Below are 17,088 nucleotides of genomic sequence, written 5' to 3' on the forward strand. Positions count from 1 at the left end.
GCGCGTATCCTAAAAGAACAACCATCATCGGCGAAAGGTTAGAACTCATGGCGGGTACTCACGAAGGGCGTGTGATTGTTTTCCCACAGCTCACCGAAGTTCTCACCCCCTTTGAGACTAAGCCGCAGGCAAAGAAAATCCTTGATGCCGATGGCGGCAGTATCACCCTAATGGAGCTGGCAGCCGGTCAATCTTGGCACGAACACCACAGCGTACACCCGGTGGTCGTGCAGGTGCTTAAAGGCAAGGTTGATTACAGTACCAAGGGGCAGAGCATTATTCTGGAACCCGGTAAACTCATCCACACCACGGCAAAGCTGTTGCACTCGGTAACGGCACTCGAAGACTCAACCCTGATGGTCATTATGCTGACCGGAGAATCACATCCGGAGCCTAATATCACTATTGAGGTTGAACAGGTCTAGGGCACAACGCCTTAGAAATAAATAAATCCCTTTAAGCACGGTAATGTCCCGTATCCAGCGACGGATACGGGACATTGTCGTATATTCTCCCCAACACAGGCAAAGCTGTTATGAGCAGGTTTTCTGTGAAACAGTAAAAACCCCGCAGATACCTTCCTCACGGAGCACTTGGAGGAAAACGTATCTGCGGGGCTGGTCTGAAACAAGGCAAACGGACTAGGCGTTTGCTGCCGCATCCTGATCTGCGGGGGTTTCATCCACGTGGGTGGGATCAAGCACACGCGCTAAGAATGTCTTGGTACGTTCATGCTGCGGGCCGCCGATCACCTGCTCGGCGGGTCCCTCTTCGACGACCACGCCACCCGCCATGAAGACGACCTTATCGGCGACATCGCGGGCGAAGCTCATCTCGTGGGTCACCACGATCATCGTCATACCTTCGTCGGCGAGATCACGCATAATCGTAAGAACATCGCCCACCATTTCGGGGTCGAGCGCGCTTGTCGGCTCGTCGAAGAGCATGAGTTCGGGGTTCATCGACAGCGCCCTAGCGATCGCCACACGCTGCTGCTGACCGCCCGAAAGTTTACTCGGGTAGGCATTTTCCTTATCTGCCAGCCCCACTTTCGCCAGCTGTTCGCGGGCAATCTTCTCTGCCGTTGCACGATCACGCCCTAAGACCTTGATCTGGGCAATCGTGCAGTTATCAAGCACGCTCAGATGCCCAAACAGGTTGAACTGCTGAAACACCATGCCCATGCGGGTGCGCAAAGCGTTAATATCGGCATCCGGATCGGTTACCTCGACACCGCCCACGGTAATGGTTCCCGCATTGGGCTCTTCGAGCAGGTTTACGCATCGCAGAAGCGTTGATTTACCCGACCCCGAAGGGCCGATCAGGCAGACGACCTCGCCCGGTTCAACCTGAATATCAATACCGCGCAGCACCTCGTTTTTGCCATAAGACTTATGTAGCCCCGTGATGCTCACCGATGCCGCCGATGTTACTGTGTCAGTCATGACAATCTCCCAAAGTCTTTGTCGTGGTTACTTGCGTGATGCGCCCGTGCGCTTCTCAAAATATGCGGATAGCTGCCCCAGCGGCACGGTAATAATCAGGTAGCACAGGCCCGCGACCACCAGGGGAGTGAGCCCTGCGCCGGATGCGGTAATACCTTCACGACCGAATTTCGCCAGCTCGTACTGCGCGATTTGTACACCCAGCAGGTACACGAGCGAGGAATCCTTGGTCAGCAGAATAACTTCGTTAGTCAGCGGAGGGAGCACGATGCGGAATGCCTGCGGAATAATTACCGAGAGCATCGCCCGGGTGTGCGACATGCCCAGCGACCGTGCCGCCTCATACTGACCTTTCGGAACCGCCTGTAGGCCGGCACGCAGCACCTCGCTGATATAGGCAGAGGACACCAGTCCGAGGGAGAGTGTTACCGGAATGAGGTTATCGACAAACCGGATTTTGAAGGCGAGGGGAATGCCGTAGCCGAAGGTAAAGAACACCAAGAGCGCCGGAATGCCACGGAAAATTTCGACATAGATTGTCGCCAGCCACCGGTAGGGTGCGATCGATGAGATACGCATGAGCGCCAGGATAAGGCCAAGGCTTAGACCCACGGCGAAACCCAGGGCCGTGTAGATCAGGGTATTCTTGAGCGCTACCGTAATAACGTTCGGGAACTGCTTTTGCGCAACCTCAAGGTTGAATACCTGGCTGGACAGTGTTTTCCAGTCGGCAAGGGCAATAATAAGAACCGCGATAACCGCCAGCAGAGCATACTGGGAGTACCGGAACATAGCCTGTTTTTTGCGGGGAGATAGTTTATTCTGTGCCATCGTTACACTAACGTAGTCTGTGTTGATCGTGATATTCAGGATGCGCGGCGCACGTTAGCGAACGAATGCGCGCCGCGCTAATCGCGGTTAGTTTGCGCTGGATGAAGATGCGGATGAGGGCGAAGACTTAGTCTTGGTCCACTTTTCCTTGATCTTATCGAGTTCGCCGCTGGACTTGAGCTGCTGAATTGTCTTATTTGCTTTATCCAGCAGGGCTTTCTTTTCGGGGGCTACCGCACCGGCAATCTGGTCGGCATTTTCCGAGGTCTGATAGGCGATCTTGAAAGAGTCGGGGTCTTTGGTCAGAGCCTCAGAAATAACCGAGAGGTTTGCCGAGACGGCCTGCACCTGACCGGTCTTCAATGCCGAGAACATGAGTTCGTTGTCCTCGTACTGCACAACGTCCGCGCCTTTTTCTTTGGCATAGGATTCGCCGCTGGTTGCCTGCTGAGCGCCGACTTTGGCGTTCTTAAGATCTTCGACGGAGGAGATCTTAGAGTTTTTGGGAACCAGAATTGCCTGGTTGTCTTCGAAATAAACGTCGGTGAATTCCATCTTGGATTTCCGCTCGTCGGTTACGCTGATACCCCCGAGCGCAATATCGCATTGTCCGCTGGTGAGCCCGGTACCCGAATCGAGGCCTTCAAAGCTGATGGAGGTGAGCTGTGCTTCTGCACCCAGGTCTTTGGCGATAGCGTTTGCGATATCTGCATCGATACCTACGATTTTTCCGTTTTCTTCGTATTCGAAGGGCATGTAGGGGGTGTTGGTGCAGACGGTGAGGACGCCGTTGTTGATGAGGTTTACCTCTCCGTTTTCGCCGTCGGATGCGGTTGAGACGCATCCTGTGAGGACGAGGGGTGCGAGCGCGAGGATCGCGAGGGACTTTTTGAGGTTGGGTTTTGCGGTGAAAATCGACATGGTGTGCTCCGTGTGTAGAAAATTTTGATGTTTTCCATTGTGCACCTGTGCGATAAAGAATGCAAGTATGCCTATAAATATTCACTATTTTTCTGAGTAAATGAAGAATTATGTATGCATAGTATGCATAAAACCAGGAATACTGTCGCGCCGCAGCGGACGGCGGGAGAAACGTGCTGCACGTGCGCAACACCGGGCACAAGAGTGCATATTTTCGTGAGTTAAAGTGTTCGCCACCTCAGATGACGCATCAGGAGGTGCTCAACTACCCCACGGGCGGCAGAACATGCCACAATTGAAGGCGTGAGCAACGTAGAGAAAAATGTTCAGGGTACCCGCGCAACCCTTGACAAGAAGACCGGCGATATCGCCGCCATGTTTGACACCGTCGCGAAGCGCTACGACCTGATGAACGGCATCTTGTCGCTGGGACGGCACATCTACTGGCGCAAACAGACCGTCGCCGCCGTGGATGCACATCCCGGGCAGAAGGTCCTCGACGTTGCCGCCGGTACCGGAACCTCATCCGAGCCTTTCGCCGACGCCGGGATTGATGTTATCGCCGCGGACCTTTCCGAAGGAATGCTGGAGGTCGGGCGCAAACGCCGCCCCGATATGACCTTCGTGCGGGCGGATGTCACCGACCTTCCCTTCGAGGACGACAGCTTCGACGCCGTCACCATGTCTTACGGTTTGCGTAACGTTGCGGATTACCCCCGTGCGCTGAGCGAACTGTACCGGGTTACTAAGCCCGGCGGGCGCATCGTGGTACTGGAATTCTCAACCCCAACCTTCGCCCCTTTCGGTAAGGTGTATAAGGAATACATTATGAAGGCGATACCGCCCGTAGCGCGCGCGATCTCCTCGAACCCGGAATCCTATGTATATTTGGCGGAGTCGATTATCGATTGGCCGGATCAGAGAACCCTTGCCCACAAGTTCGCACAGGCGGGCTGGCAGGACGTCAAATATCGTAATCTCAGCGGCGGAATTGTTGCCATTCACCGTGGCTTCAAACCCCAAAACTAACACTCAGCACATCATCATTGAGCAACACACAGTATACAGCTACGCACCAACACACCGAAGAAGGCATCGTGAGCACCTCAGAGCAATCCATTGCAGCCACCGACCTGATGGCAGGACTTGATTTCAACCTGCCCGCCGGGTTTGAGCTCATTGCGTCCGACCCGCAGCTTGGCCCCCAGATTCTTACCTCACTGGCGCGGATTGAAGAGCGGCTTGCCGAGGCTATCAGCTACACCGATAAGCTCGCCGATGTTGCCGCCCGACACTTACTGCTCGCCGGTGGAAAGCGCGTGCGTCCCCTCTTGACTCTGCTTGCCGCCGCCGTGGACGGGCAGATTAACGACGACGTGATTGAGGCCGCAGTGGTCGTCGAACTCACCCATCTGGCGACCCTCTACCACGACGATGTGATGGACGATGCGCCTAAACGCCGCGGCGTCGATACCGCCCAGACCATTTGGGGAAATTCCGTCGCCATCCTAACGGGTGACCTCATTTTCTCGCGTGCCTCGCTGCTGGTCTCCGATCTGGGCACGCGACCCATGAAAATTCAGGCGCAAACCTTCGAACGCCTGGTGCTGGGACAGCTCTACGAAACAACCGGTGTACGCGAAAACCAGGATATTCTCGATCACTATATCTCCGTGATCGAAGGGAAAACCGGCTCGCTGATCGCGGCGGCGGGGGAGTACGGCTCACTCTTGGCGGGCGCCTCCGAAGAGGTTATTCAGATGCTCGCCACCTACGGCGAACTCGTGGGCGTGGCATTCCAACTCGCCGATGATGTGATCGATATTGTCAGCGATGGTGCATCCTCCGGGAAAACCCAGGGCACCGATCTGCGTGAGGGTGTGCCGACCCTGCCGACCATTCTGCTCAACCGTGCCGCAGAGGCCGGGGACGAATCAGCCCGTCAGGTTCGAACACTCATTGAGGCAGACCTCTCGAGTGACGATGCGCTTGCCGCCGCCGTATCCGCGCTCGCCGCGCATCCGGTCACGCAGGAAGCGTGGCAGATAGCCTATGATTGGGCGGATCGCGCGATCGCGGCCATTGCGCCGCTGCCGGATTCCACCGCGAAGGCGGCGCTGGAATCCTTCGCACATGCCGTGGTGCATCGCGAGGGCTAAACCGCGTGATACGGTTGCTTCAGGAAGACTTCTTCACGAGAATGTGTATATCGATGCAGCGTAGTGTGTGAAGAACGCCCAGGTGGAGCTGAACTCGATAGAGTTCTATAAGGGAAACTATGGCCCACAAAACCGTTACCGCATATCAATCTGCCGCAATATTCTTCAGCTCGGTTATAGCGGCTGCGGCAACGTTTGCTATATCGGTTATTGCTGCGTACTTTTTATCGCACAGTGAGTTTAGGCAGTTTCAGTCAGCATTCTGGTCCCTCGTGTTCGGAATTTACGGCATAACCGGCGCTATTCAGCAGGAAACAACGCGGGCAGTCGGGGCGTCCCTTCTGCAGAACCCGGAATCACGAACACACACTAATAGACTTTCATATTCCGCTGTGGCAGCCCTGTTAGGACTGAGTATTGCCGCGGTCGTCGTCATGACCTCACCACTGTGGTCCTCCGCTTTCCCCACCTACCCGCAGATGAGTGTTGTACTGATAGCGTTTGGTGTCGTAATGTACGCCGTCTACGCTGCTGTTAGCGGCGCATCCGCCGGGCGGGATTCCTGGTATTTTTACGCCGTTTTAGGCAGTGGTGAGGCACTGATACGTTTGGCGGCAACATTGGCGGCGGTAGTGTTGTCGTGGCACCTGCTCGGATTTGAGACCGCCGTTGTCGTTGCCTCGCTGATCTGGCTTCCGTGCGTCGTATTTTCACGTACCGGGCGGCGCGTCTGGCACGCGAGCATTGATGTTAGTTCGCGGCGGTATGCACGAAATATTGTGATGCTCATGCTTTCGTCCGCCGGTGCATCGATTCTTATGACGGCGTTTCCCTTTTTCTTACAGTTCACAACGCAGGATCAAAGCGCACAGTTCAATGCCTTGGTCGCTGCTCTTGGGGTTACACGTTCGCCGATTATGATGCCGCTTCAGGCCTTTCAAGGGGTCGCCATATCGGCTTTCTTAAAGCACCAAGATCACCCACTGCGCGCTTTAGCACGCCCGTGTCTGTGGGTCCTGGGAATCGGCGTTTTCGGCGCACTGCTTGCCTATCTTATCGGACCTTTTCTCTTTGACATTTTCTACTCTAAATATGCTGGTCTTGCACCCGGAATGATGCTTGCTATTTTGACCCTTGAATCCGCGATTATCGCCTTGCTTGTGCTCGCCGGAAATCTGGCTATTGCCTTGAATATGCACCGTTTATATGTGAGCGGTTGGGTTTGTGCGGCTGCGTTGGCCTTGCTCCTGCTGCACGTGCCGCTGGATGTGGTGAGCCGTACCGAGCTCGCCCTCGGGGCTGCTCCGCTGTGCGGATTCACGGTAATTCTGGTGGGAATCTTGAGGGGTTCAAAGGTAGAGAGCCGTAAAAGTACCGATAAATCCGGTCTCTTCCAGGATGCACCTGCTGCTCGGCATGAGAGGCCGTGAGGGCTGAAGATCGAGAAGTATTAGTTTAAAAATGCTTGCGTTTATCTATTACATTCCCCTCATAAATCCCACAGAATCCCACATGATGGGCTATCATTGACCAAATAGCCTACATCAGGTAAACCTAAAGAACGTCTGTGCCCATACATCATTGAGAGCACAGAGCACCCGGAGAATCGCGCCCAAACCCTAGCGCGCCTCCGTTCACGACGACATGCCCTGTCTACCCTTAAAGGCGCATCGTCGCGTGACGTGCATACATGAACATCTAGACCGAGGTAACCACTATCATGGGTACAAAACCCGCCAAGACCCCGGCGAAGCGTGAAGGCTTCTCCAGCCGCAGGGTCTTCCTTTTTGCCGCCATCGGCTCAGCTGTTGGTCTGGGAAATATTTGGCGTTTCCCCGCTGTTTCTTACGAGAACGGTGGCGGCGCCTTCATGATCCCGTACATCGTGGCGTTGCTGACCGCAGGCCTCACCTTCCTCTTCTTCGACTATGCGATTGGCCACCGCGGGCGCGCATCGTCCCCGCTGGCATTCCGCCGCCTTAACCGCAAAACCGAGTTCATCGGTTGGTGGCACATGGGTATTAGCGCGGTTATCGCCATCTACTATGCCGCGATTATCGCCTGGGCGGTGCGGTACATGATTTTCTCGTTCAACCAGGAATGGGGCAGCGACGCGAAATCCTTCTTCATGAAGGACTTCCTGAAAGTGGGGGATCCAAAGCTTTCCTTTGACTTTAACCCCGGCATTCTTATTCCGCTCGTGCTGGTGTGGATTTCCCTGATCGTCATCATGGCGCTGGGTGTGCAAAAAGGCGTGGGTGCCGCCAATGTGGTGTTTATGCCCCTGCTGATCTTTATGTTCGTAGGTCTGGTTGCGTACTCGCTCACCCTGCCCGGCGCGATGAACGGTCTGAACACCCTGTTTACTCCCAACTGGGGTGCGCTAACTAATGGCGAGGTGTGGGTCGCCGCCTACGGACAGATCTTCTTCTCGCTCTCCCTCGGTTTCGGCATTATGGTGACTTACGCATCCTACCTGAAGCCCAAGACCGACCTGACCGGATCGGGCACCGTCGTGGGTTTCGCCAACTCCGGATTTGAGCTGCTGGCGGGTATTGGTGTGTTCGCGGCGCTGGGCTTCATGGCTCAGGCACAGGGCATCGCCGTAGGCGAAGTCGTCGAAAAAGGTACCGGCCTGGCGTTCATCGCTTTCCCCACCATTATTTCGCAGGCTCCGGCTGGTGCGCTCATCGGATTCCTGTTCTTCGGTTCGCTCCTCTTCGCAGGATTCACTTCGCTCATCTCGGTTCTTGAAGTCATTGTCGCCGGTGTGCAGGATAAAGCTGGGACCTCACGCCTGACCTCAACCATGATCGTAATTATCCCGCTGGCGATTATCTCGACCCTGCTGATGCCCACCGCATCCGGCTTGTACGTGCTGGATATTCTCGACAACTTCGTGAATAATTTCGGCATTCTTGCTGCTGGCCTCACCTCCATTGTTGTGGTTGTCTACTGCTTGCAGGCCCTGCCGACCCTGCGGGATCACCTGAACTCTGTCTCCTCCTTGAAAGTAGGCTGGCTCTGGATGATTCTCTTGGCGGGCGTTACCCCGCTGATCCTGGGGTACAGCCTGATCTCCACGCTCGTGAAGACCATTAATAAACCCTACGAAGGCTACCCGGCAGATCTGCTCGGCATCTTCGGCTGGGGCATGGTGGCATTCCTGATTATTGGTTCCATCGTGATTTCATTCCTGCCGTGGTCGCATAAGTCACGTGCTGCCGAGGAACCTCCGGCACCGCCCGTTATCGGCGGTAAACTCGCCCACACGCATGTGGACGATGCCGCGTTGAAAGCACATGCAAAAACACAGGGTGAGGAGGCATAATGAGCGGTGCAGCTATCGCTATGATGATCGTGGCAATCCTCATTATCTGGGGCGGCCTGGTGTTTGCCCTCGTAAACCTGAGCAGGCACCCCGAAGAACCTGAGGATGATGCTGTCGAGCAGGCAGCCACCGAATAATACCGTTTACGCGCGCGGGCAGGTCTGCGGACCGTGCCCGGCACGTAAAAACATAGAATACTCGCGCATTCGGCGCGAATAAAAAGTGTTGGCATGAGAACTCTGACCGGTTCTCGTGCCAACACTTTTATGCATATACGGCAAGGGCTCAGGATTTGTCGGAGGCACTCGCTGCGGAATCTTCGGTGTCTTCGGGCGAGAGCTGCACCGCATCCAGAAGATAGTTCTGCTCCCGGCCTTCGCCGCCCTCAGAGGACTGAGAAATCTGCACAATAGGGATCATGCCGGTCTCGACCGCCGTGAGTTTCGACGGGCGCGAGGTGCGTGAGGCGCGCACCGCATCCACCGTAAAAATTACGATAGCCACCCAAATCAGAGATAAGCCAATCCACTTATCCGGGGTAATCCTATCGTGCAGCACGAAGAGCGCCAGGAAGAACTGAATGGTCGGGCCCATATACTGCACCATGCCGATCACCGACAGAGGCAGAGCCCGCGCCGCCGCCGAGAAAAGAACCAGCGGAGTCACCGTGACAATGCCGGTGGAAGCGAGTAGCCAGAAGTGCCCGGGGCCTTGCGAAAACAACGTGAGTTGTCCCTGCGTATTCATCCACCACAGCACCACGAGCGCCACTGGAAGCAAAATAAAAGTCTCAAGCGATAGCGACACCACTGGATGCACGCTCGACCCCACCCGCGCCTTGAGCAGCCCGTACGTTCCGAAGGTGAAGGCAACACCTAAGCCCAGCCACGGAATCTGCCCGTACACCACGCTCATAATCAGCACCGCCACGGTCGATATCCCGATGGCGATCCACTGAACTTTTCGCAGCCGCTCGTGCAGGAACACGACCCCTAACACCACGGAGACCAGCGGGTTAATAAAGTACCCCAGCGACATGTCGATCGTATGCCCGTGCGTGGTGGAATACACATAGATCATCCAGTTCGCACCGATTAGCAAAGACGCGACCGTCAAAATACCCATAGTGCGCGGAGTACGCACCGCCCGGTTAAACGGCTTGGTCAACCGGAAAATAGGGAGCAGAACCGCGCAGAATGCCAGCGAAAAAATCACACGCGAGAGCACAATCTCCAGCGCAGACGAAGACGCCATGAGATAGAAATACAGCGGCAACATACCCCAGATCGCGTAGGTGGTGAAAAGGCAGATAAAACCGTTGCGGGTCTGTGCAGCGTGTGCCGCCGTGCCTGGTGTGGGTGCTGTAGCGCTGTGAGCGTTCTGCGCCATAGTGTGAGGGATCCTCCCTATCTGTGAACGAAAGATGAGATGTGAACTTCTAACAACTCTACTCTTCACTGCACTCTTGCACGAGTATGAGGCGCCGACTGGCGGAGGCGAGTCGCCTATTAAACGCCGATGGGGCGCAACATAATACAGCGTTGCACCCCACCGGAATGATGAAATTCCTAGGTCAGGATAATATGCCGCAGGTACGGGGTAAAGACCCTGTACACCTGCTGATACCGCGTTGTCTACAGACCGAAGAACCGCGAGAAGAAGCCCTTCTTCTTGCCGGTTTCCTGAGTCTGCCCCTGTTCTTCGTGCTGATCGGTCTTCTGCTCGGCGGGTTTGATTACCGGAATTGCAGTTGCCGGGGTGCTCTCGGTCTGCGGTGCGGATGTGCCGGTACCTGAAGCGGCAGGTTTAGGTGCCTGCTTCGGCTGTTGCTGGGCACCTGCCGCAGCGGACTTCTGTGTGCCGGGCTGAGGAGTGGTCTGTCCCTGACCTGCACTCGCGCCGGGTTTGCCAGCTGCGCGCGGGGTGATCGATGTGCGGGACTTCGAGGTTTCGGAGGCACCGGGCTTCGCCGCCTTAGCCTGACCCGCAGGTGTGCCGGTCTGTGCTGCGGCAGCGTTCGGAACGACATCGCCGGGTAGGGTATTGACCGTTACGCGACCGTGCTCGGAATCCTCGCGTGGATCCTGATCGAAAGGAGCCTCAGTATCCGGGTAGAGGTTCTCGGTCGTGCGCACACCCGCCACCGGTTTCTGCGCTGCGCCAGCGGGTACAGCGCGCTCTGCAGCCGCCGCAGGAGCCTGAGGCTGAGCCGGTGCTGCCTCTTCCTGCTGTGCATTTTCCTGCGCGGGGGTGCTCTCTGCTACCTGTGCTGCCTCGGGCTTCTGTGCGGTGGGTGCCTGCTCGACTTCGGCACGTGCCGCCGCACGCTCTGCCGACTGCTGTTCGCGCAGAGCCACCTGCTCTGCAGCCTCGGCGGCGGCAGCCTGCTCGACTTCGGCGCGTTCAGCCGCCAATTCCGCACGGTACTGCTCAGCCTCTGAGGCAAGCTGCTCAAGTTCTTGGGCGGTCACCTCGGGCTTCGCGCGCTCAATACCGCTGATGCGCCCCTCATCGAACCACAACCGCAGGGCACCGTCGGTCATGGTGAGTACCACGGTGGCCTCGGTATCCCAGGCGGTATGGAACCCGCGCTGACGTGCATAAGAATTAATGGCGAGTGGATGATCGTGAATATCTTCGCTTTGCAGAGCCTTCGCAATTACGCGCCCTACACCTTTGTACGTGGGCGCATCCAGGGTCAGTTCGGGGCTGTCAACCAGGCACCACGCCCGCACGGACCCCGACGGCAGGGGATAGTGAGCGTATAAACCGGTCACTGTCTTAGTCGCCAAAGTCAGACGACGTGCTAATCCATCTGAGAGCGGAATTTCGTCGGTACTCAGCTCTAGCACTGAGTCGCGTTCACCGGCATCTCGCGCCTGCAGCGCCGCTGAGACTACCGAATCTGGAAAATATCCCAATTGCTGCCACGACCAAATCCAGGTTCCACGGTTTTCAGATTCGGTACCGAGCAGGTAGGGTTGAAAAGACACCGGATCGGCGGCCTTGAACGTGAGGGACTGCTCGGCGAAGTTTACATCGTAGTCAGCAGACCCAATAAGTTCAGCCAACCGCGCCTGGTATTCGGTCGAGATAAAGATTGATGCGTCAATAAGATCCTGCAAAGAATTCGTCATAGGTTAAGGGTAACAACCTTTTTGCTGTGAGTACCCACAAACTGCACCAATTTTATAGGTCGGATGGAGAAAAAATTGAACAAAAGACAACTCGGTAACCGATGCTAGAGCACACACGCAAAAGTGTGTTCCCTAACCTATCATGACGTTATAAATCGGCGTGACGGCGGATGCTTCGCTAAAATCATTAGAGTAGCGGGTAGCTTCCCGCCGGGACCTAAGATGCAAGCTGACGATAAAGGAATGGAAAACCATGACGGATACCCGACGTTCTGAACCGACGAGTAGAGCCGCCCGCACCCAGGATGCGCTCAACCGTATCGGTAGCTGGCTTCTTGATGTCGTCAAGGCTGAGCCCGGGTGGAGCGAGATGATCCTCGACGTAAAACCCCTCGCCGGGCAGGTTTATATTCGCGTGCGTGAATTCCGTGACGGCGAAGAGTACATCGGTTCGGTGGGCCCCCTCAAGGAAGATTCGCCCGTACTGCCCGATCTGCGCAAACTCCAGCGCGCCGCCTACGACGGCAACCGCGGCACCTGGTTTACCGCATCTGTAGTGGTGGCGGCCAATAACTGGCCCGAACCGAAGTTCAGCGTGGGGGCATCCTATAACCGCGACGAAGAACCGGAAAACTGGGGTACTGAAGGAACCCTGAGTGCTTCGGATGTGCGCGAGCATCTGCACATGTTCCCGCGTGATTCCGAGCGTATTCCCGCTTGGGCAACCGAACGTATGCACGGTCGTGCTCGCGATGTTTCGGGTTTGCATAAAGAAACCGATTACGAGGTCCCCAATCCCTACCTCGCCGCCGCACTCGAAGCCTTTAAGAAGGATGTCAAAGAACGAACCCTCATTAACGTAGTGCGAACCATGCTCGGCGGCGATTTGCTCGTGGATGCTTCCGGCTCAACTATTGTTCCCGCAGGGCACCTTGACATTGGTCCCGAATCGCAGCTGCGCTACCAGGTTATTCGCCTTGAAAACGGGATGCAGGCGCTATGCGTATTCTCGTCGGCAGAGTACGTTTCGAAGAGCTACATGCGTGAAAACTCCGACGATGACGAGCTGATTCTGCGCGAACCGGCCGTCAAGATTTTCATGGATTTCTTGAGCAACCCCGACCTTGATCTGATTGCGATAGATCCGGGTTCTAACCACGAATGCTATATTGAGCGCGCCCAGGTGCAGTGGGTTGTGAACTCGCCCCGCAATGACGGCGCGAAAATGGCTCTTATCAACGACAATATGCAGCAGCTTCTCGGCTCGTTGGTGGCACCAAACTCTATTCTGGTGGTGGCGATTGACCCCAAGAGTGAGGTACAGGGGCCGGCATTCGTCCCCGATGATGAAGGCAACCCCACGAACATGCTGGCGTTCACCTCGCCGATTGAAGTTGCCGCTATTGACCCCGCGATTGAGGTGCGCGTAGCACACGCGATTGAGGTACTGACCCTCGCGGAACAGCTCAACGCCCCGGGTATTCAGATCAACTACTTCAACCCCAGCGCTGTGCTCGATATCAAGCAGATCCGCGAGCTCCTCGATATTGTGCGTGAACAGGAAGCGGTCTTCGGCGCTTCTCCCGTTGGTGCCAGTGCATCCGCATAGTTCATAAAATCCGTCACGCTAAAATCACCCGGAAGAAACACCCACACGGTGTTATCTCTTCCGGGTGATTTTGTGTTTGGAGGGGGGTGTAATCCTGCAAACGGTTTTAAAAATATGGGGCCGGTGACTCCACCTCACTGAAAGTCACCGACCCCATGCTGCAGCCGTGCGTCATGTTCTCGAACCTACAGGAGAACAGACGCTGCCGTATCTTACGAACCAGATGCGGCGGCTGCCACGGCCTCGCGGACGCGAGAGCCGAGCTCAGGGTGAACGTTGTCCCAGTATTGGAACGCACGTTCACGAATCTCGTCGGAACGAACAGCACTCACGTGACCAGAGATGTTGCTGATCAGGCGTTCGCGTTCTTCGTCGTTCATGGTTACTTCGTAGAGGGTGCGCGCCTGCGAGAAATCATCGTCGTCCGGGCGCAGGGTGTAGGCGGTGCGTACCAACTCGCCGTCAGACTCCCAGCTACCTTCGCCAGCGCGTTCCGCATCCGCATGCGGACCGCCCAAACTATTCGGCGCGTAGGTGGGAACGGACGGGTCGTTGAAGTTGTAGCGCATCGAGCCATCATGCGAATAGTTGTTCACCGGCGCCGCGTGGGGTGCGTTCACGGGCAGCTGCGCGAAGTTGGTGCCGATGCGGTAGCGATGCGCATCCGGGTAGGAGAAGATACGACCGAGCAGCATCTTATCGGGTGAAGCCGCGATACCGGGCACAAAGTTCGAGGGGGAGAAGGCCGCCTGCTCGATTTCGGCGAAGAAGTTCTGCGGGTTGCGATCCAGCACCATGCGGCCCACCTTGACCAGCGGGTAATCCGAGTGCGGCCAAATCTTCGTCAGATCGAAGGGGTTAATGCGGTAGGTCTTCGCGTCCTCGTAGGGCATGATCTGCACGTAGAGCGTCCAGGCGGGGTAGTCGCCACGCTCGATAGCCTCGCGTAGGTCGCGGCGGTGGAAGTCAGCATCCTTGCCCGCCATTTCATCGGCCTGAGCCTGAGTGAAGAATTCGTTGCCCTGCTCGGTCTTGAAGTGGTACTTAACCCAGAAGCGCTCGCCTTCGGTGTTAATCCACTGGTAGGTGTGCGAGCCGAAGCCGTCCATGTGGCGTAGGGTGCGGGGTAGGCCGCGGTCGCCCATCAGCCAGGTTACCTGGTGCGCCGTTGCGGGATTCAGGCTCCAGAAATCCCACTGCATATCGTGATCGCGCAGACCCGAACCGGGCATACGCTTCTGCGAGTGGATAAAGTCGGGGAACTTGATGGCATCACGAATGAAGAAGATAGGAGTGTTATTACCTACCAAGTCGTAGTTGCCTTCGGTGGTATAGAATTTCACCGCGAAACCGCGGGGGTCACGCCAAGTATCGGGGGAGCCGGATTCGCCGGCCACGGTCGAGAAACGAATCAGCAGCTCGGTTTTAACGCCCGGCTGAAAGAGCGCCGCACGGGTGTACTGCGAAACGTCTTCGGTAGTTTCAAAGTAGCCGTATGCGCCGGTTCCCTTCGCGTGCACCACACGTTCGGGTACACGCTCACGGTTAAACTGAGCGAGCTTTTCAACAGCGTAAGCATCGTGCAGAACGATGGGACCATCGGCGCCCACGGTGAGCGAATGATCATCTGAAGCCACCGGCGTGCCAGTGCTCGTGGTGGTGTAAGAACCGGGATGAATGGGGTTCTGCGGGGTCTGATACATATTTGCTTCTCCCTGTGTTTTTGGTGATGCTATGTGGTTTTCGACGAGCATTCTTCTTGTTTTAGGGTGCAGCTAACGAACACCAAGGCGCTGTTTCACGCCCGGAGTAAGGTGTGGGAATGTGGTTCGTTAGTGCTGAACGCTCGCTGCGGCTTGCACCTGGCTCTTCGCCAGTTCTGCTTCTGCCTCAGTTTGACAGTCTGCGCAGACGCCTCGATACAGTACATCTGCGCTGATAATCGCCATGCCGTGGAAGTCGCTGGGAGTTAGGCAGGGCGCTGAGCCGACAGCGCAGTCTACATCCTGAACTTTTCCGCAGCGAATGCAGAATGCGTGGTGGTGGTTATCGCCCGTGCGGGTCTCGTAGAGTCCCGGGGTTCCCGGCGGCTCAAACTTACGCAGCATGTCGATATTCGTCAGATCCGTGAGGATCACATACACCGACTGCACGGTAATGGTGGGAATCTCTTGCCGCACGGCGGTGACTATTTCTTCGGCGTTGGCATGGGGATGAGCCTGAACCGCACGTAGAACAGCAAGCCGCTGTTTCGTGACCCTGCGCCCCTTAGCGCGCAAGTTTTGCGACCAAGATTCCGTGAGAAGTCCGGTCGCGGATTCTGCTGCCAACGGTAGCACGCCGGTGTGGGAGCATCCGTGAAGAGGATGCTCGGGTTCCGGGTGTGCGTTCGTATCTAGGGGTTCGGTCATGAACAATACTCTACCGTTAATCTGACTTTTTCACAATTACAATTACGATAAATTCATAATAACTGTTGTGGTCAGGGTGCTTTCACCATGACACTATGTCGCTAAAACCGCGAATTTCTAGGGGATAATAGAACACTCCGAGACTTCACGTGACCTTGCTCGCATTCGAGAAACCTGTGGGCGCGAGAATACGAAATACACGCTGGTGGCGAATCTGGACGTCTACCTCATATATACCCCGTATGCTGTAATCTAATACGTTCACGGCAACACGATTTCTAAAGGTACACGCAATGCACAAACACTATAACGGGCTTAAGACCGCCCTTCTGTTGGGTGGCATGGTCGGTCTGCTGATGCTTATCGGCGGCGGCCTTTCAACATACTTCCGCAGCTCAATTTTTATCTGGGGTTTCGCCCTTGTGAGCTTGGGTACCGTTGCATATTCATACTGGAACTCCGATAAACTCGCGCTGCGTTCCATGAACGCCTACGCCGTTACCCGCGAAGAGGTTCCGGTCCTGTATGACATTGTCGAGGAACTTTCCTCGCGTGCCGGGCAGCCTATGCCGCGCCTGTATGTGGCGCCCACCCAGACTCCAAACGCCTTCGCGACCGGACGTAACCCGCGCAATGCCGCCGTCTGCTGCACCGAAGGCATTTTGCAGCTTCTTGACGAACGCGAAATGCGCGGTGTGCTTGGGCACGAGCTTATGCACGTCTACAACCGCGATATTCTTACAAGCTCGGTGGCAGCCGGTATTGCAACTCTGATTACGGCGGCGGCACAGATTGTTGGCTTTGGCTCCATGATGGGAGGGAACCGTGAGCGTGGCGGCGGAAACTTCTTGAGCATAATCCTGATGTCACTTCTGGCTCCCATTGCTACGGCGGTTATCCAGATGGCTATCAGCCGCACCCGTGAATACGATGCCGATGAAGATGGTGCAAAACTCACGGGCGATCCGATTGCACTTGCCTCCGCCCTGAATAAGTTGGAGAAGGGTGTCTCACTCTACCCTATGGATCCCAAGAATCAGCAGGTTGTGAATACCTCGGCCTCTATGATTGCGAACCCCTTCGGTGGCCTGAAGAACTTCATGTCTACTCACCCACCGATGGACAAACGCATCGCCCGTCTGCAGCAGATGGCGCGTGATAACGGTCAGCTATAAAACCTGCGTACGTGTTTGTCTTATAGGCGAAAGGCGGGGTGGTTACCAAACAAAACTGGTAACCACCCC

General features: G+C 56.1%; 15 protein-coding genes. 8 read left to right on the forward strand and 7 right to left on the reverse strand.

Features of this window, described 5'->3' with window-relative positions; genetic code table 11:
* The first annotated feature begins 47 nt into the window (after positions 1 to 47).
* Complete coding sequence (locus HMPREF2554_RS02710) at positions 48 to 425, forward strand: cupin domain-containing protein (RefSeq protein WP_246825982.1); 378 nt, start codon at positions 48 to 50, stop codon at positions 423 to 425.
* A gap of 216 nt (positions 426 to 641) precedes the next feature.
* Here HMPREF2554_RS02710 and HMPREF2554_RS02715 read toward each other — a convergent pair whose 3' ends face one another.
* The 3 genes from HMPREF2554_RS02715 to HMPREF2554_RS02725 all read right to left on the reverse strand — a co-directional run bounded on the left by HMPREF2554_RS02715 (position 642) and on the right by HMPREF2554_RS02725 (position 3,197).
* The gene (locus HMPREF2554_RS02715; protein WP_070553917.1) at positions 642 to 1,445 is read right to left on the reverse strand and encodes an amino acid ABC transporter ATP-binding protein; all 804 of its coding nucleotides are present in this window, start codon (positions 1,443 to 1,445) and stop codon (positions 642 to 644) included.
* A 27-nt stretch (positions 1,446 to 1,472) separates the two neighbouring features.
* The gene (locus tag HMPREF2554_RS02720; RefSeq protein WP_070553919.1) at positions 1,473 to 2,276 is read right to left on the reverse strand and encodes an amino acid ABC transporter permease; all 804 of its coding nucleotides are present in this window, start codon (positions 2,274 to 2,276) and stop codon (positions 1,473 to 1,475) included.
* 87 nt (positions 2,277 to 2,363) lie between these two features.
* On the reverse strand, positions 2,364 to 3,197 hold the full coding sequence (locus HMPREF2554_RS02725) for an ABC transporter substrate-binding protein (RefSeq protein WP_070553921.1): 834 nt from the start codon (positions 3,195 to 3,197) through the stop codon (positions 2,364 to 2,366).
* Positions 3,198 to 3,500: 303 nt separating this feature from the next.
* On the opposite strand from HMPREF2554_RS02725, the gene HMPREF2554_RS02730 reads away from it, so the two are divergent.
* The 5 genes from HMPREF2554_RS02730 to HMPREF2554_RS11185 all read left to right on the forward strand — a co-directional run bounded on the left by HMPREF2554_RS02730 (position 3,501) and on the right by HMPREF2554_RS11185 (position 8,824).
* A complete protein-coding gene (locus tag HMPREF2554_RS02730) occupies positions 3,501 to 4,226 on the forward strand; it encodes a demethylmenaquinone methyltransferase (protein WP_004005403.1) in 726 nt (241 codons plus the stop codon).
* A 68-nt stretch (positions 4,227 to 4,294) separates the two neighbouring features.
* Positions 4,295 to 5,356, forward strand: coding sequence for a polyprenyl synthetase family protein (locus HMPREF2554_RS02735; protein ID WP_070553923.1), 1,062 nt, complete (start codon positions 4,295 to 4,297; stop codon positions 5,354 to 5,356).
* A gap of 119 nt (positions 5,357 to 5,475) precedes the next feature.
* Positions 5,476 to 6,786, forward strand: coding sequence for a hypothetical protein (locus HMPREF2554_RS02740; protein WP_070553925.1), 1,311 nt, complete (start codon positions 5,476 to 5,478; stop codon positions 6,784 to 6,786).
* A 290-nt stretch (positions 6,787 to 7,076) separates the two neighbouring features.
* The gene (locus HMPREF2554_RS02745) at positions 7,077 to 8,687 is read left to right on the forward strand and encodes a sodium-dependent transporter (protein WP_070553927.1); all 1,611 of its coding nucleotides are present in this window, start codon (positions 7,077 to 7,079) and stop codon (positions 8,685 to 8,687) included.
* Positions 8,687 to 8,824: a methionine/alanine import family NSS transporter small subunit gene (locus HMPREF2554_RS11185; RefSeq protein ID WP_080513847.1), complete on the forward strand. Its 138-nt coding sequence runs from the start codon at positions 8,687 to 8,689 to the stop codon at positions 8,822 to 8,824. Before HMPREF2554_RS02745 ends, HMPREF2554_RS11185 begins: the two co-directional genes overlap by 1 nt.
* Positions 8,825 to 8,972: 148 nt before the next feature.
* Here HMPREF2554_RS11185 and rarD read toward each other — a convergent pair whose 3' ends face one another.
* Both rarD and HMPREF2554_RS02755 read right to left on the reverse strand, forming a co-directional pair.
* Complete coding sequence (rarD, locus tag HMPREF2554_RS02750) at positions 8,973 to 10,076, reverse strand: EamA family transporter RarD (protein WP_070553929.1); 1,104 nt, start codon at positions 10,074 to 10,076, stop codon at positions 8,973 to 8,975.
* Positions 10,077 to 10,321: 245 nt separating this feature from the next.
* Positions 10,322 to 11,824, reverse strand: a complete 1,503-nt coding sequence (locus HMPREF2554_RS02755) for a DUF6882 domain-containing protein (protein WP_070553931.1) — start codon at positions 11,822 to 11,824, stop codon at positions 10,322 to 10,324.
* A gap of 253 nt (positions 11,825 to 12,077) precedes the next feature.
* Between HMPREF2554_RS02755 and HMPREF2554_RS02760 the strand changes: the two genes are divergently transcribed.
* The gene (locus HMPREF2554_RS02760) at positions 12,078 to 13,433 is read left to right on the forward strand and encodes an SseB family protein (RefSeq protein WP_070553932.1); all 1,356 of its coding nucleotides are present in this window, start codon (positions 12,078 to 12,080) and stop codon (positions 13,431 to 13,433) included.
* Between the two features lie 212 nt (positions 13,434 to 13,645).
* On the opposite strand, the gene HMPREF2554_RS02765 is transcribed toward HMPREF2554_RS02760, so the two are convergent.
* Positions 13,646 to 15,136, reverse strand: a complete 1,491-nt coding sequence (locus HMPREF2554_RS02765) for a catalase (RefSeq protein ID WP_070553961.1) — start codon at positions 15,134 to 15,136, stop codon at positions 13,646 to 13,648.
* Between the two features lie 129 nt (positions 15,137 to 15,265).
* Positions 15,266 to 15,844, reverse strand: a complete 579-nt coding sequence (locus tag HMPREF2554_RS02770; RefSeq protein ID WP_013397694.1) for a Fur family transcriptional regulator — start codon at positions 15,842 to 15,844, stop codon at positions 15,266 to 15,268.
* A gap of 293 nt (positions 15,845 to 16,137) precedes the next feature.
* On the opposite strand from HMPREF2554_RS02770, the gene htpX reads away from it, so the two are divergent.
* Entirely contained in the window at positions 16,138 to 17,019 is an 882-nt protein-coding gene (htpX, locus tag HMPREF2554_RS02775) for a zinc metalloprotease HtpX (protein WP_070553933.1), read from the forward strand.
* Positions 17,020 to 17,088 lie beyond the last annotated feature (69 nt).

Origin of the sequence: Rothia sp. HMSC071F11, from assembly GCF_001809115.1 — a bacterium.
In the GTDB taxonomy this organism is placed as follows: domain Bacteria; phylum Actinomycetota; class Actinomycetes; order Actinomycetales; family Micrococcaceae; genus Rothia; species Rothia dentocariosa.

Bases quoted from the DNA above. Each gene is read 5' to 3' on its own strand.
- HMPREF2554_RS02710 (WP_246825982.1), top strand. From the start codon at position 48: ATGGCGGGTACTCACGAAGGGCGTGTGATTGTTTTCCCACAGCTCACC.
- HMPREF2554_RS02715 (WP_070553917.1), bottom strand. From the start codon at position 1,445: ATGACTGACACAGTAACATCGGCGGCATCGGTGAGCATCACGGGGCTA.
- HMPREF2554_RS02720 (WP_070553919.1), bottom strand. From the start codon at position 2,276: ATGGCACAGAATAAACTATCTCCCCGCAAAAAACAGGCTATGTTCCGG.
- HMPREF2554_RS02725 (WP_070553921.1), bottom strand. From the start codon at position 3,197: ATGTCGATTTTCACCGCAAAACCCAACCTCAAAAAGTCCCTCGCGATC.
- HMPREF2554_RS02740 (WP_070553925.1), top strand. From the start codon at position 5,476: ATGGCCCACAAAACCGTTACCGCATATCAATCTGCCGCAATATTCTTC.
- HMPREF2554_RS02745 (WP_070553927.1), top strand. From the start codon at position 7,077: ATGGGTACAAAACCCGCCAAGACCCCGGCGAAGCGTGAAGGCTTCTCC.
- HMPREF2554_RS11185 (WP_080513847.1), top strand. From the start codon at position 8,687: ATGAGCGGTGCAGCTATCGCTATGATGATCGTGGCAATCCTCATTATC.
- rarD (WP_070553929.1), bottom strand. From the start codon at position 10,076: ATGGCGCAGAACGCTCACAGCGCTACAGCACCCACACCAGGCACGGCG.
- HMPREF2554_RS02755 (WP_070553931.1), bottom strand. From the start codon at position 11,824: ATGACGAATTCTTTGCAGGATCTTATTGACGCATCAATCTTTATCTCG.
- HMPREF2554_RS02760 (WP_070553932.1), top strand. From the start codon at position 12,078: ATGACGGATACCCGACGTTCTGAACCGACGAGTAGAGCCGCCCGCACC.
- HMPREF2554_RS02765 (WP_070553961.1), bottom strand. From the start codon at position 15,136: ATGTATCAGACCCCGCAGAACCCCATTCATCCCGGTTCTTACACCACC.
- HMPREF2554_RS02770 (WP_013397694.1), bottom strand. From the start codon at position 15,844: ATGACCGAACCCCTAGATACGAACGCACACCCGGAACCCGAGCATCCT.
- htpX (WP_070553933.1), top strand. From the start codon at position 16,138: ATGCACAAACACTATAACGGGCTTAAGACCGCCCTTCTGTTGGGTGGC.